18 protein-coding genes and 3 pseudogenes are annotated in these 23,181 nt (G+C 72.1%); 13 read left to right on the top strand and 8 right to left on the bottom strand.

The genetic code is table 11. From position 1 onward, the window contains the following. The first annotated feature begins 109 nt into the window (after positions 1 to 109). The 7 genes from AQJ11_RS28815 to AQJ11_RS28785 all read left to right on the top strand — a co-directional run bounded on the left by AQJ11_RS28815 (position 110) and on the right by AQJ11_RS28785 (position 11,103). Complete coding sequence (locus AQJ11_RS28815) at positions 110 to 2,011, top strand: hypothetical protein (RefSeq protein WP_244218381.1); 1,902 nt, start codon at positions 110 to 112, stop codon at positions 2,009 to 2,011. Next, entirely contained in the window at positions 2,004 to 3,734 is a 1,731-nt protein-coding gene (locus tag AQJ11_RS28810) for a nitroreductase family protein (protein WP_244218380.1), read from the top strand. Before AQJ11_RS28815 ends, AQJ11_RS28810 begins: the two co-directional genes overlap by 8 nt. A gap of 161 nt (positions 3,735 to 3,895) precedes the next feature. Next, positions 3,896 to 4,078, top strand: a complete 183-nt coding sequence (locus AQJ11_RS28805) for a hypothetical protein (protein WP_014677372.1) — start codon at positions 3,896 to 3,898, stop codon at positions 4,076 to 4,078. 117 nt (positions 4,079 to 4,195) lie between these two features. Beyond that, positions 4,196 to 6,232, top strand: a complete 2,037-nt coding sequence (locus tag AQJ11_RS28800) for a TOMM precursor leader peptide-binding protein (RefSeq protein ID WP_059265263.1) — start codon at positions 4,196 to 4,198, stop codon at positions 6,230 to 6,232. Between the two features lie 14 nt (positions 6,233 to 6,246). Then, the gene (locus AQJ11_RS28795) at positions 6,247 to 8,874 is read left to right on the top strand and encodes a lantibiotic dehydratase (RefSeq protein WP_059265104.1); all 2,628 of its coding nucleotides are present in this window, start codon (positions 6,247 to 6,249) and stop codon (positions 8,872 to 8,874) included. Then, the gene (locus tag AQJ11_RS28790) at positions 8,846 to 9,871 is read left to right on the top strand and encodes a lantibiotic dehydratase C-terminal domain-containing protein (RefSeq protein ID WP_014677375.1); all 1,026 of its coding nucleotides are present in this window, start codon (positions 8,846 to 8,848) and stop codon (positions 9,869 to 9,871) included. The genes AQJ11_RS28795 and AQJ11_RS28790 overlap by 29 nt, the downstream gene beginning before the upstream one ends. After that, complete coding sequence (locus AQJ11_RS28785; protein WP_059265103.1) at positions 9,868 to 11,103, top strand: thiopeptide maturation pyridine synthase; 1,236 nt, start codon at positions 9,868 to 9,870, stop codon at positions 11,101 to 11,103. The genes AQJ11_RS28790 and AQJ11_RS28785 overlap by 4 nt, the downstream gene beginning before the upstream one ends. 69 nt (positions 11,104 to 11,172) lie before the next feature. Here the strand turns inward: AQJ11_RS28785 and AQJ11_RS28780 are convergent, their stop codons facing one another. Together AQJ11_RS28780 and AQJ11_RS52765 are read right to left on the bottom strand one after the other, a co-directional pair. Then, positions 11,173 to 13,971, bottom strand: coding sequence for a helix-turn-helix transcriptional regulator (locus AQJ11_RS28780; RefSeq protein WP_244218379.1), 2,799 nt, complete (start codon positions 13,969 to 13,971; stop codon positions 11,173 to 11,175). Positions 13,972 to 14,154: 183 nt separating this feature from the next. Further along, the gene (locus AQJ11_RS52765) at positions 14,155 to 14,733 is read right to left on the bottom strand and encodes a transposase (RefSeq protein ID WP_398781509.1); all 579 of its coding nucleotides are present in this window, start codon (positions 14,731 to 14,733) and stop codon (positions 14,155 to 14,157) included. A gap of 128 nt (positions 14,734 to 14,861) precedes the next feature. Here AQJ11_RS52765 and AQJ11_RS52465 point away from each other — a divergent pair. Continuing rightward, positions 14,862 to 15,148, top strand: a pseudogene (locus AQJ11_RS52465) (transposase); the annotation flags it as partial. Here AQJ11_RS52465 and AQJ11_RS28770 read toward each other — a convergent pair. The 3 genes from AQJ11_RS28770 to AQJ11_RS28760 all read right to left on the bottom strand — a co-directional run bounded on the left by AQJ11_RS28770 (position 15,135) and on the right by AQJ11_RS28760 (position 17,787). Beyond that, positions 15,135 to 15,536 carry a hypothetical protein gene (locus AQJ11_RS28770; protein ID WP_059265102.1) on the bottom strand — a complete coding sequence of 134 codons (402 nt, stop codon included), beginning with the start codon at positions 15,534 to 15,536 and terminating at the stop codon, positions 15,135 to 15,137. The pseudogene AQJ11_RS52465 and the gene AQJ11_RS28770 overlap by 14 nt on opposite strands. Positions 15,537 to 15,885: 349 nt before the next feature. After that, positions 15,886 to 16,221 carry an EthD domain-containing protein gene (locus AQJ11_RS28765; RefSeq protein ID WP_229888049.1) on the bottom strand — a complete coding sequence of 112 codons (336 nt, stop codon included), beginning with the start codon at positions 16,219 to 16,221 and terminating at the stop codon, positions 15,886 to 15,888. Between the two features lie 138 nt (positions 16,222 to 16,359). Then, entirely contained in the window at positions 16,360 to 17,787 is a 1,428-nt protein-coding gene (locus AQJ11_RS28760; protein ID WP_244218377.1) for an MFS transporter, read from the bottom strand. Between the two features lie 173 nt (positions 17,788 to 17,960). Between AQJ11_RS28760 and AQJ11_RS28755 the strand changes: the two genes are divergently transcribed. Together AQJ11_RS28755 and AQJ11_RS46425 are read left to right on the top strand one after the other, a co-directional pair. Continuing rightward, positions 17,961 to 18,770: a helix-turn-helix transcriptional regulator gene (locus tag AQJ11_RS28755; RefSeq protein WP_244218376.1), complete on the top strand. Its 810-nt coding sequence runs from the start codon at positions 17,961 to 17,963 to the stop codon at positions 18,768 to 18,770. Between the two features lie 45 nt (positions 18,771 to 18,815). After that, positions 18,816 to 19,073, top strand: a pseudogene (locus AQJ11_RS46425) (transposase); the annotation flags it as partial. Here AQJ11_RS46425 and AQJ11_RS28745 read toward each other — a convergent pair. Next, entirely contained in the window at positions 19,073 to 20,089 is a 1,017-nt protein-coding gene (locus AQJ11_RS28745) for an AraC-like ligand-binding domain-containing protein (protein ID WP_059265101.1), read from the bottom strand. The pseudogene AQJ11_RS46425 and the gene AQJ11_RS28745 overlap by 1 nt on opposite strands. 540 nt (positions 20,090 to 20,629) lie before the next feature. Between AQJ11_RS28745 and AQJ11_RS52760 the strand changes: the two are divergent. Both AQJ11_RS52760 and AQJ11_RS51300 read left to right on the top strand, forming a co-directional pair. Next, a pseudogene (locus AQJ11_RS52760) lies at positions 20,630 to 21,124 on the top strand (polysaccharide deacetylase family protein); the annotation flags it as partial. Positions 21,125 to 21,141: 17 nt separating this feature from the next. Then, positions 21,142 to 21,390, top strand: a complete 249-nt coding sequence (locus AQJ11_RS51300) for a polysaccharide deacetylase family protein (RefSeq protein ID WP_244218375.1) — start codon at positions 21,142 to 21,144, stop codon at positions 21,388 to 21,390. A gap of 159 nt (positions 21,391 to 21,549) precedes the next feature. Here AQJ11_RS51300 and AQJ11_RS50410 read toward each other — a convergent pair whose 3' ends face one another. Both AQJ11_RS50410 and snpA read right to left on the bottom strand, forming a co-directional pair. After that, the gene (locus AQJ11_RS50410) at positions 21,550 to 21,783 is read right to left on the bottom strand and encodes a hypothetical protein (protein WP_059265100.1); all 234 of its coding nucleotides are present in this window, start codon (positions 21,781 to 21,783) and stop codon (positions 21,550 to 21,552) included. A gap of 55 nt (positions 21,784 to 21,838) precedes the next feature. Further along, the gene (snpA, locus tag AQJ11_RS28735) at positions 21,839 to 22,603 is read right to left on the bottom strand and encodes a snapalysin (protein ID WP_059265099.1); all 765 of its coding nucleotides are present in this window, start codon (positions 22,601 to 22,603) and stop codon (positions 21,839 to 21,841) included. Between the two features lie 265 nt (positions 22,604 to 22,868). Between snpA and AQJ11_RS49315 the strand changes: the two genes are divergently transcribed. Continuing rightward, complete coding sequence (locus AQJ11_RS49315; protein WP_159061694.1) at positions 22,869 to 23,129, top strand: hypothetical protein; 261 nt, start codon at positions 22,869 to 22,871, stop codon at positions 23,127 to 23,129. Positions 23,130 to 23,181 lie beyond the last annotated feature (52 nt).

Raw genomic sequence — 23,181 nt, 5'->3', positions numbered from 1 at the left:
TGGGTGGCTCCTTCGGTATTGATCCTGTGGCAGGTTCTTCGGTGGTCCCGTCAGGACGGGCGGGGCGATGGCCGTGACAATCGCCAGACCACCGAATCGGAGGCTGGCGATGCGTCCCAAACTCAAGTCCGACGTGCTGTACGTGCCGACCGACAACGGAGTACATGTGTTCGGGGCGGGCGCCGATGTGGCCCTGCGCGGCCGGGCCGCCTATCAATGGCTCGACCGGCTCGCCCCGCACTTCGACGGCCGGACCGAGTTGGAGGACCTGGTGCGGGGCCTGCCGGAGGAGAAACGGCAGATCGTGGACGCCCTGGTGGAGCGGCTGCGCGCGGCCGGATGCGTCCTGGACGCCGCCGACGACCTCCCGCACGGCCTGACCGACCGGGAGCTGGAGACCTACGCGGCCGAGATCGCGTTCGTCGAGTACCACCTCGACTCCGCTCCGAGGCGGTTCGAGACCTACCGCGACAGCGAGGTCGTCGTAATGGGTGCGGGCCCAGTGTTCGTCTCGCTGGTCTGCTCGGCGCTGCACTCCGGGGTGCGGCGGCTGCGGGCGGTGCGGACGACGGAAGCGGCGACGGACTCGGGGCGGCTGACGGAACTGGCCGCCGAGGCGCTGCACCGCGACCCGGACCAGGAAGTGGAGCATGCCGTCTGGTCCCCGGAGGAGGAGGCAGCGGCGGCCCGTGCCGATGTCGTCCTGCACGTCGTCTCCGCCGGTGATCGCGTCGATCGTGCGGTGCGGCTGGACCGGCTCTGCCGGGACTCCGGCGCCCTCCTGGTGCAGGGCCTGGTCCTCGCCGACGTCGCCTGGCTGGGCCCGTGCGGCCCCGGTTGGGCGTCGGCCTGGTCCCGGCTGGGGGCGGCGGGGCCGTACCGGTCCAGCCGCTTCCTCGGCGGGCCGGCCGCCGCCGTCGTCGCCGGTCATCTCGGACTCGCCGCGTTCAAGGCCCGCACCGGGATCAGCGGTTCCCACGAGACGGAGCTGACCCGTATCGACCTGGAGACGCTGCGCACCTCGGCTCACGCGTTCCTGCCCCACCCGGACGCCCTGGCCGTGCGCCCGGAGCGGGAAGAGGAGTTCGTCAGCCGGGTCCGCGCGCTCCGGGCGGCCGGACCGGTCGGCGAGCAGGAGTTCTCCGCGCGTGCGGCGCGCTGCTTCGATCCTCATCTCGGGGTGCTGCGCAGCCTGGAGGAAGGTGAGTTCACGCAGGTGCCGCTGAACGTCACCGAAGCGGTCCGGCCCACGGACGACGGTGCTCCGCGTGTGTTCGGCGCCGGGACGAGTTTCGCCGAGGCCCGCCGCGCGGCCGCCTTGCGCGGAATCGCGGCGTACGCGGCACGGTTCACCGACCCGCGCCGCGTGGACGCGGACGCCACCGTGTGGGGTTGGGACGTCGCGGACGGGAGCGCGCGGCGCGTTCCCACGTCCGTGGCCTCGGGCCTCGGACCCGGGGTGGCGGCGCGGCTCGGCTGGGACGACGCGGTGACCGACGGGCTGGCCCAGCACTGCGTCCGGCTGGCCGTTGCGGACGTGGCCGACGGGCGCGTCGAGCCCGCCGGCCTGGACCTCGCCACCGCCGTGTTCGACGCCCGCGCGAAGTCGCTCCTCGGTCTGCTGCGGGCGGCCGGGGGATCGGTGCGGGTGGCCGACGTGGGGGGCGGGCTCGGGGTGCCGGTGCTGGCCTGGTGGCAGGGCGGCCGTGCGGTGGCGGCGACCTGCGGTCCGGACGCGGTCGCGGACGGTCTGGAGCGAGCCCTGCTCGACCGGCAGGCCGTCATCACCGGCGAGCCTGCGTACGCGCCGCCGACCGTGGTGGGGTTGGGGTCACCGCCCGGGGAGGGACCGGCGGCCGGTGCTCCGTGGCCGTCCGCACCCGGGCCGGAGCGCATGGTGGACTGCCTGCGGGCCCGCGGCCTGCGACCGGTGGCCGTGCCGCTGGACCACGACCCCGCCGTGCACGAAGTGCTGCCCTCCCTGCTCCGGGTCGTGGTCCTCGATGACTAGCACCGCGGACCACGGCGCCGGGGCGGCGCACGGTGTGGCCGACGCGGACGCCGACACCGTCGGACTCCGCTTCTGGCACCGCACCTTCGAGGGCGTCCGGGAACTCTTCGCGGAGGGCCACGGGGAGGAGGGCGGGGCGGACGATCCGCTGCCGGCCAAGACGTACCGCGGGCTGCCCCGGTACCCGTTGAGCGCGCCGGCCCGTGCGGTGGGCGACGCGCGATGGTCCTTCGCCTCCTTCCGCCGGGCGCACCCCGGCGGTGCGCCGTGCCTGGACCGTCTCGACGAGCCCGCCGTGTCGGTGCTGCTGCACTGCGTCTACGGGATGGGTCGCATGGAGGTGGGACCGCACGCCGTCTGGCCGTATCACCGGCTGGTGGCCTCGGCCCGCTGCTTCTATCCGGTCGAGCTGTATCTGTGGACGGCGCGACCGGCCGGCGAACTGGGCGCCGGCTGCTACCACTACGACCCCGCGCACCACGTCCTGACCAGGCTGCGGGAGGGTGGTCTGCCGGATGTGCTCCTCGCCGCCGTCGGAGTGGAACGGCCCGCCGCCGTGGCGCCCGGAGCGCACGACGCTCTCGACGCCCTGCTCGTGGCGGCGGTCTGCTTCCGCAAGGCGGCCTTCCGCTACCGCGACTACGCGTACCGGCTGTGCGCCCAGGAGGCCGGTATGACGGTCGGCAACGCCCTGCTCGCCGCGGGCGCGCTCGGGCTGCGGGCCCGTGTGCACCACCGGTTCGACGACGAGGTCGTCAACCGGGCTCTGGGGCTGGACGGGTCCGAGGAGACCTCGGTCGCCGTCCTCGATCTGCGCACCGGTCCACTGCCCGCGCCCGTCCCGGCCGCGCAGCGTCCCGCACCTTCCCCACCGCCGGCCGGCGCCGCCCGCAAAGCGTCGCCGGCCACCGCCCTGCCTGCCATCCGGGCGGCGCACGTGCGGACCAACGCGGTTGATCCCGCCGCCTGGTCGGGACTGCTGGAAGTCGACCGGGCCGCCAGGCGGACCTGGGCGGCCGGGCGCCCGGCGGTGGACCCACGGGCCTTCCACCTCCCGGCCGGCGTGCGGGGCGGTGAACGGCAACTGTCCCTGGCGACGCCGACCGAACCCGGCCCCGGCGAGATCGAGTTGGCCGCCACGCTGCGGACTCGTGACTCCGGTGGCCGGATGTTCCTGCCGGGCGGGGATCCGCTGCCCGTGCACCGGCTCGCCTCCGTTCTGCGGCATGCCCTGGAGCCCGTGCCGTCCGATCACACCAGCCGGGTCTGCCGCCCGCTCGTCGACTGCCATGTGCTCGCCCTCCGCGTCGACGGCCTCGACACCGGGCTGTACCGGCTGCACCCGGCCCCCGCCCCCGTGCTGGCGCGCGTGCCGGGACCAAACTGGCGCGGAGTCCTCGCGATGCTCTGCGACCGGACCCCTGCCGTGAACTCCGCGAAGGCCGACGCGATCGTGTTCCTGACCGTGAACCGGGTCGAGGGGGAGCGGGCGTTCGGGGCCCGCGGTTACCGGATCCTGCACCAGGAGAGCGGGATCGTGGCCCAGCGCATCAGCGTGCTCGCGGCCGCAGTGGGACGCTCTGTGCGCATCACCAACGGCTACCACGAGGGAGTCGTCCGCGAGTTGATGGGTGTCGCCGACCCGGCGTACGTACCCGTGTTCTGCATGGCCGTCGGCCGCCGCAGGGCCACGGCGCAGTACGAGATGCCGCTGACATGGTGAACCGCGGCTCCCCGGGGGCGGCCCCGGGCCCGTAGCCGCTCGATCCTACGGGCGGGACTGCGGTCGCACCGTGAAGACCCCGGGCCCCGTTCCGCTCGAACATCGGACACGGCCAGATTCCTGGCCTTGGGCACAACCGACAACGCGGAAAGGGGAATCCGATGGAGAAGGAACTCGTCCTCGACCTCGCCGACCTCAGCGTCGACGAACTCGACGTGCTGCCGACCTCCCCGGGCGCCGGCCTGGAGTCGATCAACGTGGGTCACGCGATGGTCGAGATCGGCGCGTCCAACTGCACCTCGACCGGTACCCCGGCGAGCTGCTGCTCGTGCTGTTGCTGCTGACGCGGCGCTGAAGCGGCACGCGCCGCACAGCTGAAGCGGCACACATCGCACAGCCGTGTCCGGCGGGCGGTGCGCCCGCCGGACACGGCACCGCTCCCACCGACGAGGGAAGTGACCGTGACCGACACCGCCGCAGTCCGCCCCGCCACGGCGGCGGTCCTGGGCAAGGGCCTGCTCGCCACCGCTGTCCGGGCGGTGCTCTCCCGCAGCCACGGGACACCGGCCGGGACCGGTGGCGAAGACGCCACCGGCGCCACGAACGGGATCGGCCTCACCGGCCCCGACAGCGGCTCCCCTGCCGTGACCGTCGTCGCCGACGACGGCTGGGCCGACGACTCGGCCATCGTCTCCGCGCAGACGCCCCGCCTGCCCGTCCGGGTGGAGTTGGGCAGGGTGGTCGTCGGGCCCATGGTCGTGCCCGGGCGCGCGGGCTGCGCCCGGTGCGCCCGCACCCGCCGGGAGCGGGCACTGGGGCCGGACAGCCCCCGGGCCGAACTGGTACGGCGATTCGGTGAGCGCCTCGCCGACCACCCCGCCCCTGTGCTGACGGCCTGGGCGTGCGACGCGGTCGCGGAACTGGTGGCGGACGAACTCCGCTTCCCCGGAGGACGGCTGACCCGGTGCGGTCTGGTGATGCTGTCACTGACGACCATGACGGTCGACGCCCATCCCTTCCTGCCCGACCCGCGCTGCCCCGAGTGCGGCGGGCTCCCGGACGACCGGCCGCCGGAGCTGCTCGGCACCGCCCGGCCCAAACCCGACCGGGACACCTACCGGGTCCGCGATCTGCGGGCCGACTGGGAGGCGTTGACCCGGACGTACGTCGACGGACACACCGGAGTGGTCCGCCAACTCGACGTACGCACCGACTACCGCTATCCGATGGTGTCCGCCCCGCTGCACCTGCCGGACGGACAGCAGGAGGCCGGCTTCGGCCGGAACCTCGCCTACGCCTCCTGTGAACGCACCGCGCTGGCCGAGGCGTTGGAGCGACTCGGCGGAGCCCGCCCCGGCGGCCGGCGCACGACGGTGCGGGCCTCCTACCGCGAGGTCGCCGACCAGGCGCTGTGTCCGGTGGAGCTGGGCCTGTATCCGCCCGAGCGGTACGACGCACCCGGCTTCCCCTACCCGCCGTTCGACCCGGGAATGGCCCTCGACTGGGTGTGGGGGCACTCCTTCGCCCGCGACGCGCCCGTCCTCGTACCCGAGGACTACGCGTACTACCGCACCCGGCACGGCAGTCCGGACGCCCGGCCGCTGGCGTACGAGGTGTCCAACGGGTGCGCTCTGGGCGGCTGTCTGGAGGAGGCGGCGCTGCACGGGCTGGTGGAGCTGGCGGAGCGGGACGCGTTCCTGCTCACCTGGTACGCGCGGCTGCCCGCGCCCCGGGTCGACCTGGCGACGGTGACCGACCCGCGCATCGCGGTGCTGGCCGAGCGCATCCGGCAGGACAGCGGGCACCGGGTCCTGGCCTTCGCCACCACGCCGGAGCACGGCATCCCCACCGCGTGGGTCATGGCGGTGCACCCCACCGCACGCCTCTTCCCCGCACCCGGGGACCCGCGGGCGGAACCGGCCGCCGTCTGTGCCGCAGGAGCGCACTTCGATCCCGAACAGGCGTTGCTGAACGGCCTGCTGGAGCTGACCGCCAACCTGGGCTGGAACCGTGACGCCTACCGCGAGGAGCGGGAGCGGATCGGGGCGATGGTGACCGACCCGGACCAGGTGCGGGACATGCGGGACCACGCCCTGCTGTACTGCCACCCCGCCGCGTTCGACCGGTTCGGCTTCCTCCTCGGCGACGGGCCTCCCGGCACCGGCGCGCCGGGCCTCCCGGTGGAGGAGGCGTTCGCGCGCGCGGACTGCCGGCCGCGCGGCACGGATCTGCGGGACGACCTCATCGAGGTGGTGACCCGGTTCACCCGCCGCGGCCAGGACGTGATCGTGGTGGACCAGACCACGGACGAGCACCGGGCCGGCGGACTTGCCTGCGCGAAGGTGATCGTCCCCGGTCTGCTGCCCATGACCTTCGGCCACGGCATGCGCCGTACCCACGGACTGCCCCGGCTGCTGCGGCTGCCCGCGCTGCTGGGCTACCGGGCCGGGCCGCTGTCCCCGTCGGACATCAACCCGCACCCGCACCCGTTCCCGTGACACTGGAGCCGGCCATGACCGAGAACCACACCACCCCGGACGTCTTCGGCGTGCGCGTCGGCGGCCTGCCGGTACCGATGCTCGACGACATGAGCTCACCGGAGCTGTGGAACCAGGTCGGGACGGTCCTGGACGGCGAGCGGGCGCTCGGCGCCGCGGAGGCCGGACTGTCCGACGCGCTGTACGGGCTGATCGGGCAGGCCACGACAGGCAAGTCCCTGCTGGTGGCGCTGCGCCGGGCCGTCCACAACCGGCGCGCCCTGACCGACCGGTACTGGAACGACGAGGTAAGGGCGTCGCTGCCGCCCGCCGTGACCGCCGGCGTGCGGTCCTGGACGGAACTGCTCGCGGAACATGAGCGGGCCACCGCCCGACTGGACGAGCTGGTGGCGCACCGGACGGCCGAGCAGCACCTGCTGCTGCGCAAGGCGGTCGCCGACCCGGGCTTCCAGCACGGCCTGGTGCTCAGCAGTCCGGTTCTCTACCGGCAGGTCCGCAAGTGGCTGGCGCGTCCGGACGAGGCGGTGCCGGACCACTCGCTGGCCCTGCGCCTGGCGAAGTACCTGGCCCGGGTCACCATGAAGACCAGCCCCTTCAGCACCTTCACAGTCAGCGGTCTCGGTGTCTGGCGGGAGCCGGACGCGCGCTCCGCTCCCGCGCCCGCCCCGGGACTCGCCGTGGTGACGGTCGCGGAGATCAACGTGTGGGTGGTGCAGCAAGTGGTACGGCAGCTGAGCCTGCGCCCCGTGCTGGCCGCCCGGATGCGGCTGCGTCTCAACCCCAGCGCCCATCTGGCGGACGGGCGCTGGGAGTTCCTCGGCACGGGGCCGGAGGAGCCGTTGCGGAGGCTGCCGGCGGGAGCCGCGGTCGCGGCCTGTGTGGCCGCGGTCGGCGAGGCCGGGCGGGTCCGTGCGGACGCCGCGCGCGAGATCGCGACGCGCACCGGGAACGGCGTGGCCGCCGCCGACACGTACCTGGGCCGACTGGTGGAACTGGGGCTGCTGGAGGCCGAGCGTCCCTTCGCCGACCAGGCGCTGGACCCGCTCGCCGCCCTGCGAGACTGGCTGGCCGGCGCGGGCCCCGACACGGCGGCGCTTGTCGGTGAGGTCGACGCGCTGGCGGCCTTGGTGGCGCGGTACCCGACGCTGCCGGACGCGGCGGACCGGCTGCGGTGCGGCACGGCGATCGAGGAGGTGCTGCGCCGCGTACGGGACCTGGCCGGGCCCGAGCAGATCCAGCTGCCCGCCAAGAACAGCGTCATCGAGAACGCGTTGCTGGCGGAGCCCCTGGCGGGCCCGGTCCGGCAGGACTGGGAGCCGGTCCTGCGGGACCTCGACACCGTCCGCCGCTGCTACGCGGTACTGGACCCGGCGCTGCCCGGCCGGGTGGCCCTCGCAGACACCTTCGCCGAACGCGTGGGCACTGGTGCCGGCATGCCCTTGCTGACCTTCCACCGCACGGTGCAGGAGTGGCTGCGCGAGGACCCGGAGCTGCCAGGCCTGCTGTCCATCGCGACCCACGGCTACGCGTCCCTGCTGGACCACCGCCTCCCCCGCATCCGTGAACTCGCCGCCCGACGGGCCGACCTGTGCGCGCTAGCCGCACCGGTCCACGCCGACGAGGACGGCGTGGTGCGGCTGGACCCGGCGCGGCTGGCCGATCTGGCCGACGGCTGGCCGCGCTGGATGCGGGCGCCGGACTCCGTGGCGTTCTACGGGCAGCCGCTCGACGGGCCGGACGCCCGGTTCGTGGTCAACGCGGTCAACTCCGGGCACGGCCGAGGGCGCGACCGCATCAGCCGTCTGCTGACGCAGGCCGGTACCGAGGCCCGGGCGAAGACAGCCGCACCGGACGACGCAGTGATCGTCGCGGACACCTGCCGGCACTTCGGCAGCAACGTGGGGCTACGGCGGTCCGCCGTCGCCGCCGAGATCGACTACCCGGAAGGGCACAGCGAGCGCGCGGCCGAGCACCGCATTCCGCTGTCGGACCTGCTGGTGCGCCACGATCCCGCGCGGGGCCTGCTCGTCCTGTGGTCGCGTGGTCGCGACACCGAGGTGCGCCCGGTGCATCCCAACCTCATCGCGGAGCTGTGGCTCCCACCCGCGATCCGGCTGCTGCTCCAGGTGTTCGGAGCGACGTCCAACCTGCTCATCCCGGGCCGCCGGATGTTCGGGGACCCGTCCCTGGCCGAGGTGGGCGGCGTGCTGGCCGAACCCCGTGTGACGGTCGGCGCGACCACGGTCAGCCGCCGTCAGTGGGTGTTCCCGGCGTCCGCCGTTCCGGTCCGCGAGAAGGGCGCGAGCGACCGGGCGCACCTGCTGCGACTGGCCGGCTGGCTGCGCGAGCACGGCATCCCGCGCCGCTGCTTCGTACGCGCCCTGGACCCGGCCTCCGTGGTCGGGGGCAGCGTGTGGCGGATCAAGTCGCGCAAGCCGCTCTACGTCGACTTCGCGAACCTGCTGCTGGCCGGCGTGTTCGAACGGGCGGTGGCCGGCGACGGGCAGGTGCTGTTCCTCCAGGAGGCACTGCCCGGCCCGGACGGCATGCCCGGCTACGGGGACAGCGGACCCCGGGTGACCGAGTTTCTGATCGAGATCAACGGAGGACAGGATGCCGGAGAACGACAGCGGCCCGCTTGACCCCGAGGCCGCCCGGGGCGCGGACTGGGTGTGCGCGCACATCTTCTACGACACCGACCAGGATCTGCTGCTGACCGACTGTGTCAGGCCCCTGGTCGCGGAGCTGACCGCCGACGGGCTGGTGCAGCGGTACTTCTTCCTGCGGTACTGGGAGGGCGGGCCCCATGTGCGGCTGCGGCTGCTGCCCGCGGCGAGCGCCGACCGCTCGGCGATCGAGCTGCGGACCGGGAAACGCATCCGGGAGTTCCTGGCCAGCACCCCGGCCGCGGACGTGGTGGACCGGTCCCGCTTCACCCAGGTCGCCGCCGGACTGGCCGGTCTGGAGGGCCGCAGCGGCCACGACGTCCTGGTCCGCCCCAACAACTCCGTGGAGTTCCTGCCCTATGAACGCGAGTACGACGACTACGGGCGGGGTGCGGCGATCGCCGCCGTGGAGCAGCACTTCTTCGAGTCGAGCCGGCTCGCGCTGTCCGTGGTCGCGGCCGGGGCGACGGTGGAGCAGCGTGCGCTGCTGGCCTTCGACCTGGTCGTCGGTGTGTTCGCGTTGTGCGAGGAGGTCCGCGACCAGTGGGCGCGGCACGGCGGACCGCCACTTCCGTTCGGCAGCGGTCCCGAGGCCGAGGACGTCGCCCCGCGCTATCTGGCACAGCGCGACAAGCTGCGTGCGCGGGCCCGTCTGACCTGGCGGATGGCGGAGGACCCCGGGGCGGGCGGGCACGATCAGCGGGCGTACTGGCTGGCTTCGGTGCGGCGGCTGCGCGAGCGGTTGCACGCCCTGGAGGAGACGGGCGTGTTCACCTCCGCGTGGGCGGGGTCTCCGCTGGCGGAGCCCCTCGGACTGTCCGACACCCGTCATCCGGGCACGAGTCTGGTGCTGCTGCGCTGTGCCCACCTGGTCAGCAACCGGCTGGGGCTGACCCTGTGGCAGGAGAATCAACTGCGGTTCCTGGTCGGCCGGGTGCTCGCGGAGCTGCCCGAGGCACTGGCCGCCTCGTGAACGGGACGGCGGGATCGAGCTGGTACAGCCTCCATGTCCATCACCACGACGAGGAAGCCGAGCCGGAACTGGTCCTGCGCGCCGTCCGGCCGGCCTTCGAGGCCGTGGCACCGTGGGCCGAGGCGGCCTGGTTCGGCCGGCACTGGTTGCGCGGTCCGCATCTGCGGCTGAACTTCCGCTGTCGCGGCACGGACTGGGAGGAGCGCGTCCGGCCGACGGTGACCGGGATCGTGACGGACTACCTGCGCGCCCGTCCCTCCGCGGCACGGCTGGACGAGGGCGCGCTCGCCCCGGTGCACGCCCGGCTTGCGGAGCTGGAGATGGAGACCGGCCCGAGACACCCGTGGGTGCCCGACAATACGGTGCTGGAACGGCCGTACGATCACCGGCTGCCCGTGCTGGAGTCGCTGCGAGCGAGCGAGCTGTTGGCCGGCTTCCTCAGCGACACCAACGGCCAGGCTTTCCGGGCGTACGAGCGGGTGCGGGCGGGCGGCGCGCTGTCGCTGCTCGCTCTGGACCTGATGTGGACGACGACGTCCGTCGCGGCTGTCCCCTTCACCACGGGCGGGGAGCCGATCGAGCGTGGCTTCCTGTCGTTGCGATCGCATGCCGACGCGTTCCTGTCCCGCACCCGGGACCCGGTGGCCGTGCGGGCCGCTTTCGACGACCGGTTCCGGCGGCAGGAGACGGTGCTGTGCGAGCGGCTGCGGTCCGTGGAAGCGGCCCTCTCGGACGGAGCGACTGAAGGGGACGGAGCGGATCGCTCGGACCGGTCGGACCGCTCGGAGGCAGTCGGTGACGTGGTGCCGTTCGTCACGGAATGGGCGGCCGCGGTGCGCCACCACCAGCGGATCGCGCACCCGCTGCTGGCCTCCGGCGAGGTGTCGATGGGCGGGGCCGCCCGGGCACCTCGGATGCCGACGCGTCGGACGAGCGAGTTCCACGCGGTCCTGCGGTCGGACCACGGGCACGAGGACTTCGTACGGACGGACGACTGGTTCGCCTCGTTCCGCCTCATGATGAACTACCTCTACCTGCACCTCAACCGGCTCGGACTCAAGCCGGTCGACCGGGCGCTGCTGTGCCATCTGGCGGCGCTCACCGTCGAGGCGGTGCACGGCGTTGACGCGGTCGACAGCTTCCAGCGGTACGTCGCCTCCGTCGACCCCTCCTCGGAACGGCCCGAGTGGCGCCGTATCGGCGAGGCGTGGGCCGCCGGCGGAGCCGGCTGAACACCGCCGTACGGCCCGCTCCGGCAGTGGCGGGGGAGGCTCCGGCCCGGCGCCTCCCCCGCCGCGCCGCTACGCCCGGCCGCCGCCGGTGCCCAAGGGTGCGGGGATGACATCGGCCAGCTGGTCGCGTCCGGAGATGCCGAGCTTGCGGTAGGCACCCGAGAGATGGAACTCCACGGTCCGCACGGTGACGAACAGCTTGCCCGCGATGGCCTTGTTGGTGTGCCCGGCTCGCGCCAGGCCCAGGATCCGCTGTTCCTGGGGGGTGAGGCCGCTCAGCGCGGGCGAGCCCCGGTCGTCGTCCACCACCGGCCAGAGACATTCGCGGTCCGCGAGGACGCGGCGCACCAGCGGCTGCGCTCCGCAGGACTTGGCCAGGGAGAGCGCCGCGCGGAACTCCGTGCGCGCGGCGTCGGCGCGTCCCGCCTCGCTCAGCGCGGCCCCGAGATCACGGCGGGCGTAAGCCAGTTCCAGCCGGGCGGGCGAGTGGGCCAGGGTCTCCACGGCCGTGGCGAGACGGCGGAGCCGGCGGCCCCCCGTCTCGGTCAGGGCGAGCGCGTGCTGGGCCGTGCCGACCGCGCGCGGGGTTCCCCAGCGGCGCGCGTCCTCCCACTCGGCGGCGGCGAGCCCGGACGCCTCGGTCAGGTCGCCGAGAGAAGCCAGCAACCGGGCGGCGCGGGACCGCCACGGCAGCACCGCGGGGTTGCGCACCCGGGAGTCGGCCAGCAGCCGTCCAGCGGCGTAGAGGTCCTCCAGGGCGCGAGCGGTGTCCCCGGCCTGTTCCCACACGGCGGCGCGGGCGCCCAGGACCGCCACGGTGTCCTGGCGGGCCGGCAGCTCGCCGTCCAGTCCGCAGTCGGCGAGGAGGGCGAGGGCTGCGTCCGTGGCACCGGTCTGGGCCCGCACCTCGGCCAGGGCCGCCACGGTGAGGGTGGCCGGCAGCCGGGCGGCCTCGGCGGCCGGGCGCAGCAGGTCCGCCAGCGGGGTCAGGGCGGCGTCGGCGGCGGTGAGGCTGCCGCGGGCGTACAGGACGAGGGCACGCAGCAGACCGACGCCGACGTCTCCCCACGTGCCGGGCCGGGACTGGTCCAGCAGGCGGGCCCGGCTGCAGTACGACCACGCCTCGGCAAGTTCGTCGGCACGGATCAGGACCTCGCAGCCGTGCCACAACAGGCGGCCGGGGTCCTCGCTCCCGGTCAACGCTCCGCGCGCGTGTCCCACGGCGGCGTCCCGGTCGGTGCCGTCGCGCAGGGCGTGCACGGCCCGCAGCGCCGACAGCTCCCGTCGGGCCTCGTCGTCGGACGGGGCCTGCGCGGCCAGACTGTCGGGCAGATCGGCGGGGAGGACGGAAGGGACCGGTCCGCCCAGGCAGAGGAGCGCCTTGCGCAGCCGGAGCCGCCAGCGCTGGGCCGCCGCTTGCGGACCCAGCCGCTCGGCGGTGTCGTCGAGTACGGCCACCGCGTCCTCAGGCCGTCCGCACTCGGCCAGCAGGGTGCCGAGGGCCACGGCGTAGTCGGTGGCGCAGCGCGGGTCGTCGGCCTCGCGCCGCGCGGCGTCCAACCGGCGTACGGCGCTGTCGGGGGCGGCGAACCCGTCCAGCGCGGCGAGCTGGCACTGGACGGACGAGCGGACCCGCGGGCGCAGACGTTCCCGCAGCATCCCGCGCAGATGTCCGGCGGCCTCCTCATGCCTGCCCTCGCGCTCCAGTTGGTTCGCCGCGATCCGTAACGGCCGGACGGTCCAGGCGAGGCCGAGCGGTCCGGCGGCGACCAGTTGCCGTGCCACGTGGGTGGCGCCGAAGTGCCCGTCGCGCAGGATCCCGGCGGCGGTGAGGTGCAGGGCAGCCCGGGTACCGGCCGGGACGCGGCTGATGACCATCCCGGCGAGCAGGGGGTGGCGGAAGGACAGCGGGGTGCGGTTGGCGAACAGCGAGCGGGCGACCAACTCGTCGACCAGGGGCAGCGCCTCCCGTACGGAGAGCCCTGCCAGTTCGGCGCACTGGGTGATCTCCGCCTGGGGGCCGAGGACGGCGACGGCCCGTGCCAGCCCGAGGGCGGCTCCCCCGAGCCCGGCCAGCCAGCGATCGGCACCGGGCAGTACCGCCGACGCGGCGGTGTCGCGCAGGGCGTCGGCGGTGGGGGCCGTGCCGGTGTGACACGCGAGCAGGGACAGCAGCAGGGCCGGGTTGCCGCCGGTCAACTCGTGGCACAGTTGGGCGGTCGGCGCGTCGAGCGGGACGTCGCGGTACGCCGCCGCGAAGGCGCCCACCTCCTCCGGTTCCAGCCCGGACAGTGCGATGTGCTCTGCGGCCGCGGCGAGTGCGGGGGGCCACGGGTCCTGGTCCGCCGCCGCGATGTCCCCGCCGGTCAGGGCGATGGCCAGGGGCAGGTCGGAAGCTGCGGAGTACAGTCCCGAGAGCCAGTGCAGCGACCACGGGTCGAGATGTCCGGCGTCGTCCAGGCAGATCGCGACCGGCGTCCGCCTGGCCTGCCGGCACACGGTCTCCACGAGTTCGCGGAGCACTTCCTCGCTCGGGGCGGCACGGTGGGGCACGGGTTCGCCGGCCGGCGCCGGCCGGTGGAGCGCCGTGCCCTCGGCGGGCTCGGCGCACCTCGCGTCCAGTCGGCTGACGACGCGGAGGGCGGCGCCGAGCGGGTCACCGGGCTGGGTCCCTGCCGACACGGCGGACACTCGGAACCCGGCGTCGGCGGCGAGCGACGCGAACTCGCCCAGCAGGGCCGACTTGCCGATCCCCCGCTCTCCCCTGATGACGATGCTCGCCGGACCCCGTCCCCCGCGTGCTCTGTCGATGACGGCCAGAAGCCGTGCCCGCTCGCGTGCGTGCCCGATTCGATCGACTGAGGTCAACTGCTCGCCTCCTTGCACGACGTACCGTGCATCCGCGGTCAACCGGATGTACGAGCACCTCAATTTAGTGGCGTTGACCTGGGAGGATGTGAGGATCGACGCAACATGACCTGAAAGCGAGCATTCCGGCGCACAGTGCTCGCACCAGGCCAGGCCCGTCATACCTCGACTGCGGCCTGCTCCTCATCCGTCCGTGCCCGCCGCCGAACGGGGACGAGCGGCCGAAGGATTAGGCGCGAACCGAGCAATGCTTCCCTCACCGGGGGAGCGGCCGAGCCCCGCCGCGGGTGGGGCGCCGCCTTCCTGCGGCCGGCTCCGAAAAGACCTGACGCCCGTCCGCGGCGCCCGCGCGCGAAGGCCGGGCCGGTGCCGGCACGTCGACGGGACCACGCCACCCTGACACTGACCGGTGAAGTACGGGACGCCGTTGTGGACACCTCCGCGTCCGAAATGCGCCGCGCCGGCGCGGCCTTCTCGCACGGGGTGGCGATGCCTCGCCACTGCTTGAGGCGGTCGATGCACCGCTCGACGGTGTTGCGCTGCTTGTGGGTCTCGCGGTCGAAGGCCGGTGGCCTGCCGCCTCGGCCGCCCTGGCGGAGCCGGTGGCTGCGCTGGTCCGCCTGGGACGGGGATCACCGCCCGGATACCGCGCTTGCGCAGGTGCTCGCGGATCGCGTGGGAGGAGTACGCCTTGTCGGCCAGGACCAGATCCGGCCTGGTGCGGGGGTGTCCTCGCCGACGGGGAACGCGCAGGCGGCCCATGACGGCGGTGAAGGCAGGTGCGTCACCGGCTTGGCCTACGGATGCGAGGGGCCGGCAGCGGGCATCGGCGGCGAGGCGGATCTTTGTCGTCGGTCCGCCGCGGGACCGGCCGATGGCGTGGTCGTCAAATAGCGGTCTGGGCAGCTGAGTTGGAGTCGGTGTTCGCTCGGGTGGCGGGCCGGTTCGCTCGGGCGGATCTGCGGTGGCGGATGCGGGACTGCGTCCGTGGTCTGCTGGGGCGGTCGACACGCAAGAATGGCTGGCAGCTCGCGGAATGGGCAGGGCACCGCACTCCGGACGGCTTCCAGCGGCTGCTGAACAGCGGCGTCTGGGACGCGGACGCCCTGCGTGACGACGTCCGTGATTACGTGGCGGAACAGCTGGGGCCCGACGGGTGCTGATCATCGACGACACGGTTCACCGTCATCGCGTGCGAGGCGCCGGAGCGGCCCGCCCTCTTGGGCAATGCCGCCCATCTCCTCTATCTCGCGGTCCAAGTCGATCGCGGCGGTGGCCAGACCTTCTTCGTGACCAGCCGGGTCTCCTCCCCCTCCCCGCGTCCGGCCGCCCTCCACAGCCAGGCCGTGCAGCCGAAGGTCGTGCACCGCGGCGCGGTGGGAGGCGGTCCGGGCTTCCTTCTTGGCCGCCGTCGGCTTGGTCGTGTGCCGGTAGGTCGGGTGCGGCGAGGACAGCCGCTTGATCCGGTCGGCGGTGGCGACCTTCAGCATCCCCAGGACGCGCAGCACATCCGCGCGCGGATCGTTGCTCGATCCCGCCTCGTTCTCCATGCGCTTGCCCACCATCAGGCTTGCCCTCCTGCCCTCCTGCCCTCCTGCCCTCCTGCCCTCCGCGACCGGCCGGCGGCCGGTCGCCGGCCCCCGGCCGTGAAGGGGACCGGGCCCCCGGGACTACCAGGCCCCTTTGCGGCATCCGTAACCGCTGCCGCCTCCTGAAGAGAAGGGACGAAAGGGCGCGACCTCGTCGCCGCCGTGATGACGACCGGAAGTCGCAGCGCACTGACCGGACCTGCCCCGCCGCGCGGCCAACGGCTCGCGCGGCGGGCGACCTCCACCTCCGGCTCTGCGATCTGCACATGGCGCCGGCCGCGTATCGGTGGTCAACCGGTTCGCACACCGATGCGCCGGTGCGCATTCATCGGCCGTCGATGACTACGTCCTCCTCGGTGATGACGCGCCCGAACGTCGACAGATCGATGAAGTTCCCGTGATCCGGGTCGACGGTCTTCAGGAAGTTGTCGCTGAAGAACAAGGCTTCGAGGTCGGCCATGGTGTCGAACCACGCTTCGACCACCGAGTCGTACTCCGGTTCCGGGTAGCGCGGTGCCGGAACGGGATACGACACGACGAACCGGCGGATGTACCGGTCTGCTTCCGGAATCGACATGAGCAGCGGGCGGTGGATGTTCTGCTGGTAGTGCTTGAACTCGTCGTGGGTCATGCCTTCACGACGCTTGAGCGTAATGATCATCTTGATCACGGCGGGATGTCTCCTTCTGCTGGCTGGAGTTCTGCTGGCCGGGACAGTGCGCAGGCACTTCGTGGACAGGTGAGCGGGACGCGACAGGTCCGGCTCTGATCGAGCCTGCGCCCGCGGGCGGGGATGTGGTCAATCGAGTGCCTCCGTCCTGTGCTGTACGCCCGGAGCAAGGACGGTGCCGCAGGCACGTGGTCGGCTGCGGAGGCGTCGTGCGAGGACCCAGAAGAGCACGGTGGTGATCAGCTGGACGCCGAGGGCGACCGCGAAGGCGTGCTCCCAGCCGAGTCTGGGGGCCAGAGTCCCGAAGACTCCGCCGATGGTGGCGATGCCGAGTCCCAGCGAGGCCTGTTGCGCCGTCGTGAACAGACCGCCGGCCAGGCCCGCGACACGGTGGGGCACCGCTGCCATGACCGTCCCGACGAGGGGGCCGTACTGGCTCGCCTGCGCCGCGCCGAGGAGTACGCCGAGCACTTCGAAGCAACCGACCCAGATCGCGACGCTCTTGCCCTGAGCGAACCACGAGGCCACGCCGAGCAGTGTCAGGCCGGCACACAGCAGGGCCGCAGCCAGCTCCATTGTGCGCTCGCCGAACCGCGACATGATGCCCGGCATGTGAAGCCCGGCGAGTACGAAGGTCCCCGCGAACGCGGTCAGCGCGAGACCGGACTGGACGGGTGTCAACCCGAGGCCGACCTGGGTGAGCATCGAGTACTCGTAGCTGAACGCGCCGTAGCCGGCGAAAAGCAGCACAGCCATCAGCAGGCCGAGCCGAACCGAGGGCAGCCGCAGGCTGGAGGGCGCGACGAGAACCGGACGTCCCGCACGCTCGCGCCGTCTCTGGTCGAGCCAGAAACCGTACAACCCAAGGAACCCCAGTGCCACCAGCGCCGACGCCCACCAGGCCCAGCCCGTTGCCGGGCCGAGCGACAGCCCGGCAACCAGAGCCAGGAGCGAAGTGCCCAGCCCAAGCGCGCCGCCGAGGTCGGGCCGTTCGGTGCTGCTCGGCGGATGAACCAGAAGTCGGCGCACACCGAGCAGCGCCAGCACACTGGGGATCGCGGAGGTCAGGGCCGCCCCTCGCCATCCCGCGAAGGGCAGGCCGAGCCCCATGACGAGGCCGCCGACGACTTGGCCCGCCACTGTTCCTACGCCGGAACTCGCGGTGAACGCCGCGAGCCCACGTGCCCGGGCGGGCTCGCTGCCCAAGGTCTGGATGAGCGCCAGGGTCTGCGGCATCACGATCGCGGAGGACGCGCCTTGCAGGACGCGGGCAGCGACCAGCAGCCACAGACCGGGTGCCGCCGCGGCCAGCGCCGACGTCAGTGCGAGCGCAAGAAGCCCGATGCCCAGCAGCCGCCTGCGGCCATACCGGTCACCGAGGCGGCCGGCGAGGATCAGCCCGGCCGCGAACGACACCGCGAACGCGGCGAGCACGAGGGCGACTTCGCCACGACTGGCGCCCAGTTCCGGTCCGAGGCGCGGGGCGGTGACATTGCCGATACTGAACGTGTACGTCGCGCCGAATGCCGCGACGTAAACCGACCAGGTCCGTTGCATGCACTCACCCTGCGCGTCCGGCGGGCCACGACCCAGAGTGCGGTGATGCTGGTGCTCGGACCACCAGTCCGGCCTGGTCTCACCGTGCGATGATCGTTGCCATGGCGGATGTACGATCTCGCGAACTCGGCGCGTACCTGCGGGCACGACGTGACCGGCTCTCGCCCGCGGACGTGGGTCTGCCCGACGGTGGCGGCCGGCGTCGGGTGAAGGGACTGCGCCGGGAGGAGGTCGCGGTTCTCGCGAATGTCGGGTCGAGCTGGTACACCTGGCTCGAACAGGGACGTGACGTGCGGCCGAGCGTCGAGGTGCTGGCCGCGATCGCGGACGCGTTGCGCCTGTCGAGCAGCGAGCGCCGGCACCTGTTCCTCCTCGGCGGACACCCGGACGCAGAACCACCCTCAAACTGCGAAGGGACAAGCGGCCGGGTGCAGACGCTGCTGGACAGCCTCTCTCCGCACCCGGCGGTGGTGATGAACCCCTGGTTCGAGCCTCTGGCCTACAACGCGCCGTTCCGCTTCATGATCGACGACCTGGAGGCACTGCCTCCGGCCGATCGCAACTGCGCCTACCTGCATTTCACGCACCCCGACTGGATCGCCGCACACTCCGACCACGAACAGGAATGCGCGGCCGTCGTGGCCAAACTGCGCGCGTACCACGGCGAGTCGGTCACCGATCCGGCGTGGGCGCCGTTGCTGGCCCGGCTCCGCGAGGAGTCACCGCTGTTCGTGCGCCTGTGGGAGCAGGCGGATGTGTCCACCGAGCCCGGACGTGTGAAGCGCATCCGGTCACGGCACGTCGGCAGCCTGTCCGTGCGCGCCATCACCCTGCTGCTAGAGGAGAATCCCCGCACCCGCGTCGTCGTGTACCAACCGGCGGATCGCACGACCCAGGAACGGCTCGAAGAGCTGGCCCACCGCATCGCCCGCGGCACCATCGACGGCCCTGCCCGTGTGCGGCACCTGCGTGCAGCAACCTGAGGAGGCCGGTCGAGGCCCGCGGCCAGGCACTGTCCGACGGATCATGTGACTCTCCGACCGGTTGCTCGTTGGACGGGGCATGGGTCGGGGGATCTGACGAATCGCGAGTGGTCGCTACTCGAATCGCATCTGCCCTCGGCGGGCCGTCGGCGAGGCCGGTGGAGCGACCATCGCAGGGTGGTCAACGGGATCCTGTTCCGGGTCCGCACCGGTGTCCCGTGGCGTGACCTGCCGGAACGCTACGGGGCCTGGAAGACGGTCTCTGAACGGCATCGCCGCTGGTCGGCGGACGGCACCTGGGACTAGCGAGGGGTCCTCGATCGGCCTGGAGATGCGTCTACTCGGACGGGAGCGTCCGCGTGATGCCGGTGGTCGCTGGGCGGCATGCCGTAGGCCGCGCGGAAGGCGCGAGTGAAGTCGGCAGCGCGAGGGAAGCCCCAGCGGGCGGCGATGACGTGGATGGGGGTGGTGCGCAGGGCCGGGTCGGCGAGATCGCGGCGGGCGTGGTCCAGGCGCTGGTGGCGTATCCAGGCCGCGATTGTCTCGTCTTCGTGCTGGAAGAGGCGGTGCAGGTAGCTGGTGGAGATGTTGTGGGCGGCGGCGATGCTGCGCGGGGTCAGTTGCGGGTCGTGCAGGTGGCTCCGGACGAAGGCACGAATGCGAAGGACAAGCGTCCGGCGGTGAGATTCCGGCGTGAGCAGCTTCTCGGCTTCGAGGACGTGGGCCAATAGCCCGGACAGCAGGTCGAGCACGATGACCCCTAACCGGGGGCCGTCGCAGGACGTGAAGAAGCCGGTGTCCGTCGTGATGCGGGTGAGGAACTGCGCCAGCAGGGCACCGAAGCCTTCCCGTCCTGATATGGGGTGCCCGATCAGCTTGTCGACCGCGTTCCCGGCCGAAGCCAGCATCTCCGTGGGGAATGCGACCGCTACCGTTTCCACCGCTCGTCGGCCGCTGGCCGCTAGGCAGTCGAACGGCCGCGAGGAGCCGACCACGCACAGGTCACCAGGGTTGTACGTGGTCTCCTGTCCACGCTGGACGATGCCCACCGTCCCGCGCGTGACCAGCGACATGTGGAACAGCCCGGGATCAGACTGCCGGATCAGCTCGGGAGTCCGGTGGAAGCGCATCGACTGGAAGGTCTGCGGCGAAACGTGCACGGCACCGAACTCCAGCAGCCTCATGGAAGCCTGAAAATCGTCAGCATGGTCACTGCTCATGTCCAGCGGGGCGAGCGTCTGGATCATCAGTTCACGCCAGTAGTCGAACCGGTCCGCGGCAGGTACGTCTTCGCTTCGGAACACCGTCTCGCGCACCATGGCCCCCCATGCCCTCGTTGAGTCCTTGCCCCCTTCCCTTCCCGATTTCGAAGCGACACGACAGCTGCAATGCGCCAAGGGTGCGTGCGAGTTCCGCCAGCTGACTCCTGCCACGGATACGCCGCCGTCCGGCCTGCCCGCGAAGTGGGGCCGGTGCCGCGCTCCTTGAGCCGCGCAGCCCACGACAACGCCCCCGGTCGACGCGGAGCGGGAGCCGGGGGCGTCGTCGGCCGGGCCGGTGCCGGCGCTCGGGTGCGGGCCGGACGTGGGCCGGGGCTTGGGCAGCCGGACGGCCCGGCCGGCCGACCGGCAGTAGGACCGCATCCAACCTCTGCTGCCCTCCAGTGCTTCGTTGTCGTTGCGATCCTGCCCGCGTGGATCGGGCCGCACTGCCGCACGCGAGGACCGGCCGGCGACCGGGTCCATCGAGGTGGGCGGGTGCACGTGCACAACGCGCCACCGGTCGAACGGCGCGCCCGCCTGTCACCGGGCACTCTCAAACCGCCCGCCACACGTTGAGGGCATAGACATGCTGGAGGCATGCGGGTGGGTAGGCCTTGCCGCCTGAAACGGGCCACCTCGTGGCGCAGTTCATGGTTGATTTCCTCAACCATGGCAGCGGTCCTGCTCACCCTGCCGGGCACGCCGACTGTGGCCTCAGCGCCCGCTGATCACGCTCCGGACTGCTTCATCCTCCGGTGCGTGGCGCTGACATTCGACGACGGCCCCACTCAGTACACCCCCTCGATCCTGCGGCTGCTGGAGAAACATCACGCAACGGCGACGTTCTTCGTGATTGGCCCTCACGCTCTGCAACATCCGACCACTGTCCTGCGCGAACAGCGCGACGGTGACACCATCGGCGACCACACGGTTACTCACCCACATCTCACAGCAGTCTCCTCCGCGAGGGTCCGGTTCGAACTCGACCGGGCAGCCCATGGCATCGCCTCAGTCACCGGCCACCGGCCGACGCTGCTGAGGCCGCCATTCGGCGCCTACGACTCGCGAATAAGGGCCCTGGCCGGACAGAGCGGGCTGGCCGTGGTGATGTGGAGCCTGGACCCCAGGACTGGCGCCACATCTCGCCCGGAACCATCGACCGGCGTCTCCTCAACCACGTGCGTGCCGGTGACATCGTCTCCCTGCACGACCGGTACGCACGCACCCTCACAGCGCTACCACGCATCCTGACTGGCCTGGCCTCCAGCGGCTTCGCCTTCGTCACCGTTCCCCAGATGCTCGCCGGAAGCGGAGGAACATATCCGGGCATGCTCTACCACCACGGTCCAAGAACCTGAACAATTTCCTCGACCTCGCGCAGCGCGTAGTAGACGAGGCACGTACCGGCGGCCGGGTCGGCCCACCACAGGCCAGCCAGAGAGTTCAGCAGGAGGAGGCCGAGCAGCACGGCGGCGGCCGGCAGGCCGTCGACCAGGGTGACTCGGTGCCCTCCGTCTTCAGCAGTGGGTCGTCCAACGCGGTACCGGTGGGTGCGGTACCGGTGCGTGCATCAGCGCGGCCGTCACGGCGGTCCAGCCGATACCCAGTGGCGAGTGGTGGGGTCGGAAGCCGTCGGTCATCACCCAGGTGGACTGCACCAGCAAGGACACGGCCAGTAGTCCGAAGCCGACGCGCCGGCGGTCCTCTCCCGTACCGGACAGCTCCCGGATCACCACGGTGGAGGCGCCCATCTCGGGCTTGTGACTGAAGCCGTGACAGCGAGCCGCTGCCCACTTGATAACGTGATCAACTCCAGGGCGTCCCCTGGAGCGGACGCCACGGACCGTTGCCCGGGGTCACAATCCGTACCGACGGTGGAGCGCTCGGGTCCCCGGCAGGCTGGTTACCCGTGCCCGGGGCCTGCGCGGGTCCGTTGGCCCACAGCTGGTCGACACGCGCGCGTTCGGTGGCGTTCGGGTAGCGATTGGTGCAGGACGAGCCGGGGCCGCCGCCCGACATCAGCTCACTGCACGGCCCGCTGTAGTCGTCCGGAAGACCCAGCACGTGTCCGGTCTCGTGGGTGACGACGCGGATCGAGTCGTCCTGCTGGTTCTGGGTGTAGTCGAGGAAGATGGAGCCTTCTCCGTGGCCATTGGTGTCGGCGTGGGACCCCCGCGGGTCGTTGCCCTCGTAGTAGGAGAAGTCGGCACCGCTCGAAGCCTCTTCGAGCTTGACGTTGGATTCGGAGCTGTTCCAGATCGAGGCCGCGCTCGATATCTGTGAACGGAAACTCGGCGCCTTGGAGGCGTCGTAGTAGACGGTCACTGCCTGCACGCCGGGCTGGGCGGCGCGCTTCTCGGCGACCGACCTGAGCACAGCCTCGGAAAACGCCTTGTTGTTCGCGGCCTCCTCGGCCGACCCGGCATACCGCGCCACGGAGGTACCGGCTGAAGCGGGCGGGGTGGCGGTCGGCTCTGCGCTCGCCGGCACTGCCGCGCCCAGCGCGCTGGAGGCCAGACCCAGGCCGAGAGCGAGGGAGAGGAGTCTCGGAGACGGTCGGGACAATTTCACGAGGGGGGCTCCTGCTCGCTCGGTGACGTCGATCGTCGCAGTGCGCCGTCGAGTCGGCGTGAACACCGGTTCTCAACTGCGGCGACGTCCTGTGGGCCGTCATTCTTAGAACGGCTCGACAGGGTGCGCAACGGGTCCCGCCACTACGTCGCCTCGTAGGCGCCAGGACCTCGCCAGGGCGGCGCGCGGGCCCCCGGGTCAGGACATGGCGAGAGCAGGACAAACTGTCGCGACGCCAGAAGCCGTCCAGCACGGGGCAGTTGCTATGCAGGCCGTCCAGGCGGAGTTCCCGTACGCACGACAGGATGCGCATTCAGGCAAAAGCGATAAAGCATGCATATCCGACTACGTCGGTCTACTAGGATCGCTGGTTGATCGGCGGATCGCCGTGACCGACGTCACGGATCGGACATCTATCGACCAACGAGAACGCACGGCTGCCCGCTGCGCGGGTGGCGTGCTGCTGATCCCGCGCCACGCCCCCACCGTCGGCCGCGTCTGGAACGTCGAAGAAGCCTGCTACTGATCTTTTCGTTAGTTCTGTGGGGTTGGGTGGATGGTGAGTCCGGTATGGGTGA

This window comes from Streptomyces corchorusii (genome assembly GCF_001514055.1).
Taxonomy (GTDB): domain Bacteria; phylum Actinomycetota; class Actinomycetes; order Streptomycetales; family Streptomycetaceae; genus Streptomyces; species Streptomyces olivaceoviridis.
Note: the sequence above shows the minus strand (reverse complement) of the source record. Positions and strands in the feature narration are given on the sequence as shown.

Bases quoted from the DNA above. Each gene is read 5' to 3' on its own strand.
- AQJ11_RS28815 (WP_244218381.1), top strand. From the start codon at position 110: ATGCGTCCCAAACTCAAGTCCGACGTGCTGTACGTGCCGACCGACAAC.
- AQJ11_RS28810 (WP_244218380.1), top strand. From the start codon at position 2,004: ATGACTAGCACCGCGGACCACGGCGCCGGGGCGGCGCACGGTGTGGCC.
- AQJ11_RS28805 (WP_014677372.1), top strand. From the start codon at position 3,896: ATGGAGAAGGAACTCGTCCTCGACCTCGCCGACCTCAGCGTCGACGAA.
- AQJ11_RS28795 (WP_059265104.1), top strand. From the start codon at position 6,247: ATGACCGAGAACCACACCACCCCGGACGTCTTCGGCGTGCGCGTCGGC.
- AQJ11_RS28790 (WP_014677375.1), top strand. From the start codon at position 8,846: ATGCCGGAGAACGACAGCGGCCCGCTTGACCCCGAGGCCGCCCGGGGC.
- AQJ11_RS52765 (WP_398781509.1), bottom strand. From the start codon at position 14,733: ATGGGCCGCCTGCGCGTTCCCCGTCGGCGAGGACACCCCCGCACCAGG.
- AQJ11_RS28770 (WP_059265102.1), bottom strand. From the start codon at position 15,536: ATGGTGGGCAAGCGCATGGAGAACGAGGCGGGATCGAGCAACGATCCG.
- AQJ11_RS28765 (WP_229888049.1), bottom strand. From the start codon at position 16,221: ATGATCATTACGCTCAAGCGTCGTGAAGGCATGACCCACGACGAGTTC.
- AQJ11_RS28760 (WP_244218377.1), bottom strand. From the start codon at position 17,787: ATGCAACGGACCTGGTCGGTTTACGTCGCGGCATTCGGCGCGACGTAC.
- AQJ11_RS28745 (WP_059265101.1), bottom strand. From the start codon at position 20,089: ATGGTGCGCGAGACGGTGTTCCGAAGCGAAGACGTACCTGCCGCGGAC.
- AQJ11_RS50410 (WP_059265100.1), bottom strand. From the start codon at position 21,783: ATGGGCGCCTCCACCGTGGTGATCCGGGAGCTGTCCGGTACGGGAGAG.
- AQJ11_RS49315 (WP_159061694.1), top strand. From the start codon at position 22,869: ATGCAGGCCGTCCAGGCGGAGTTCCCGTACGCACGACAGGATGCGCAT.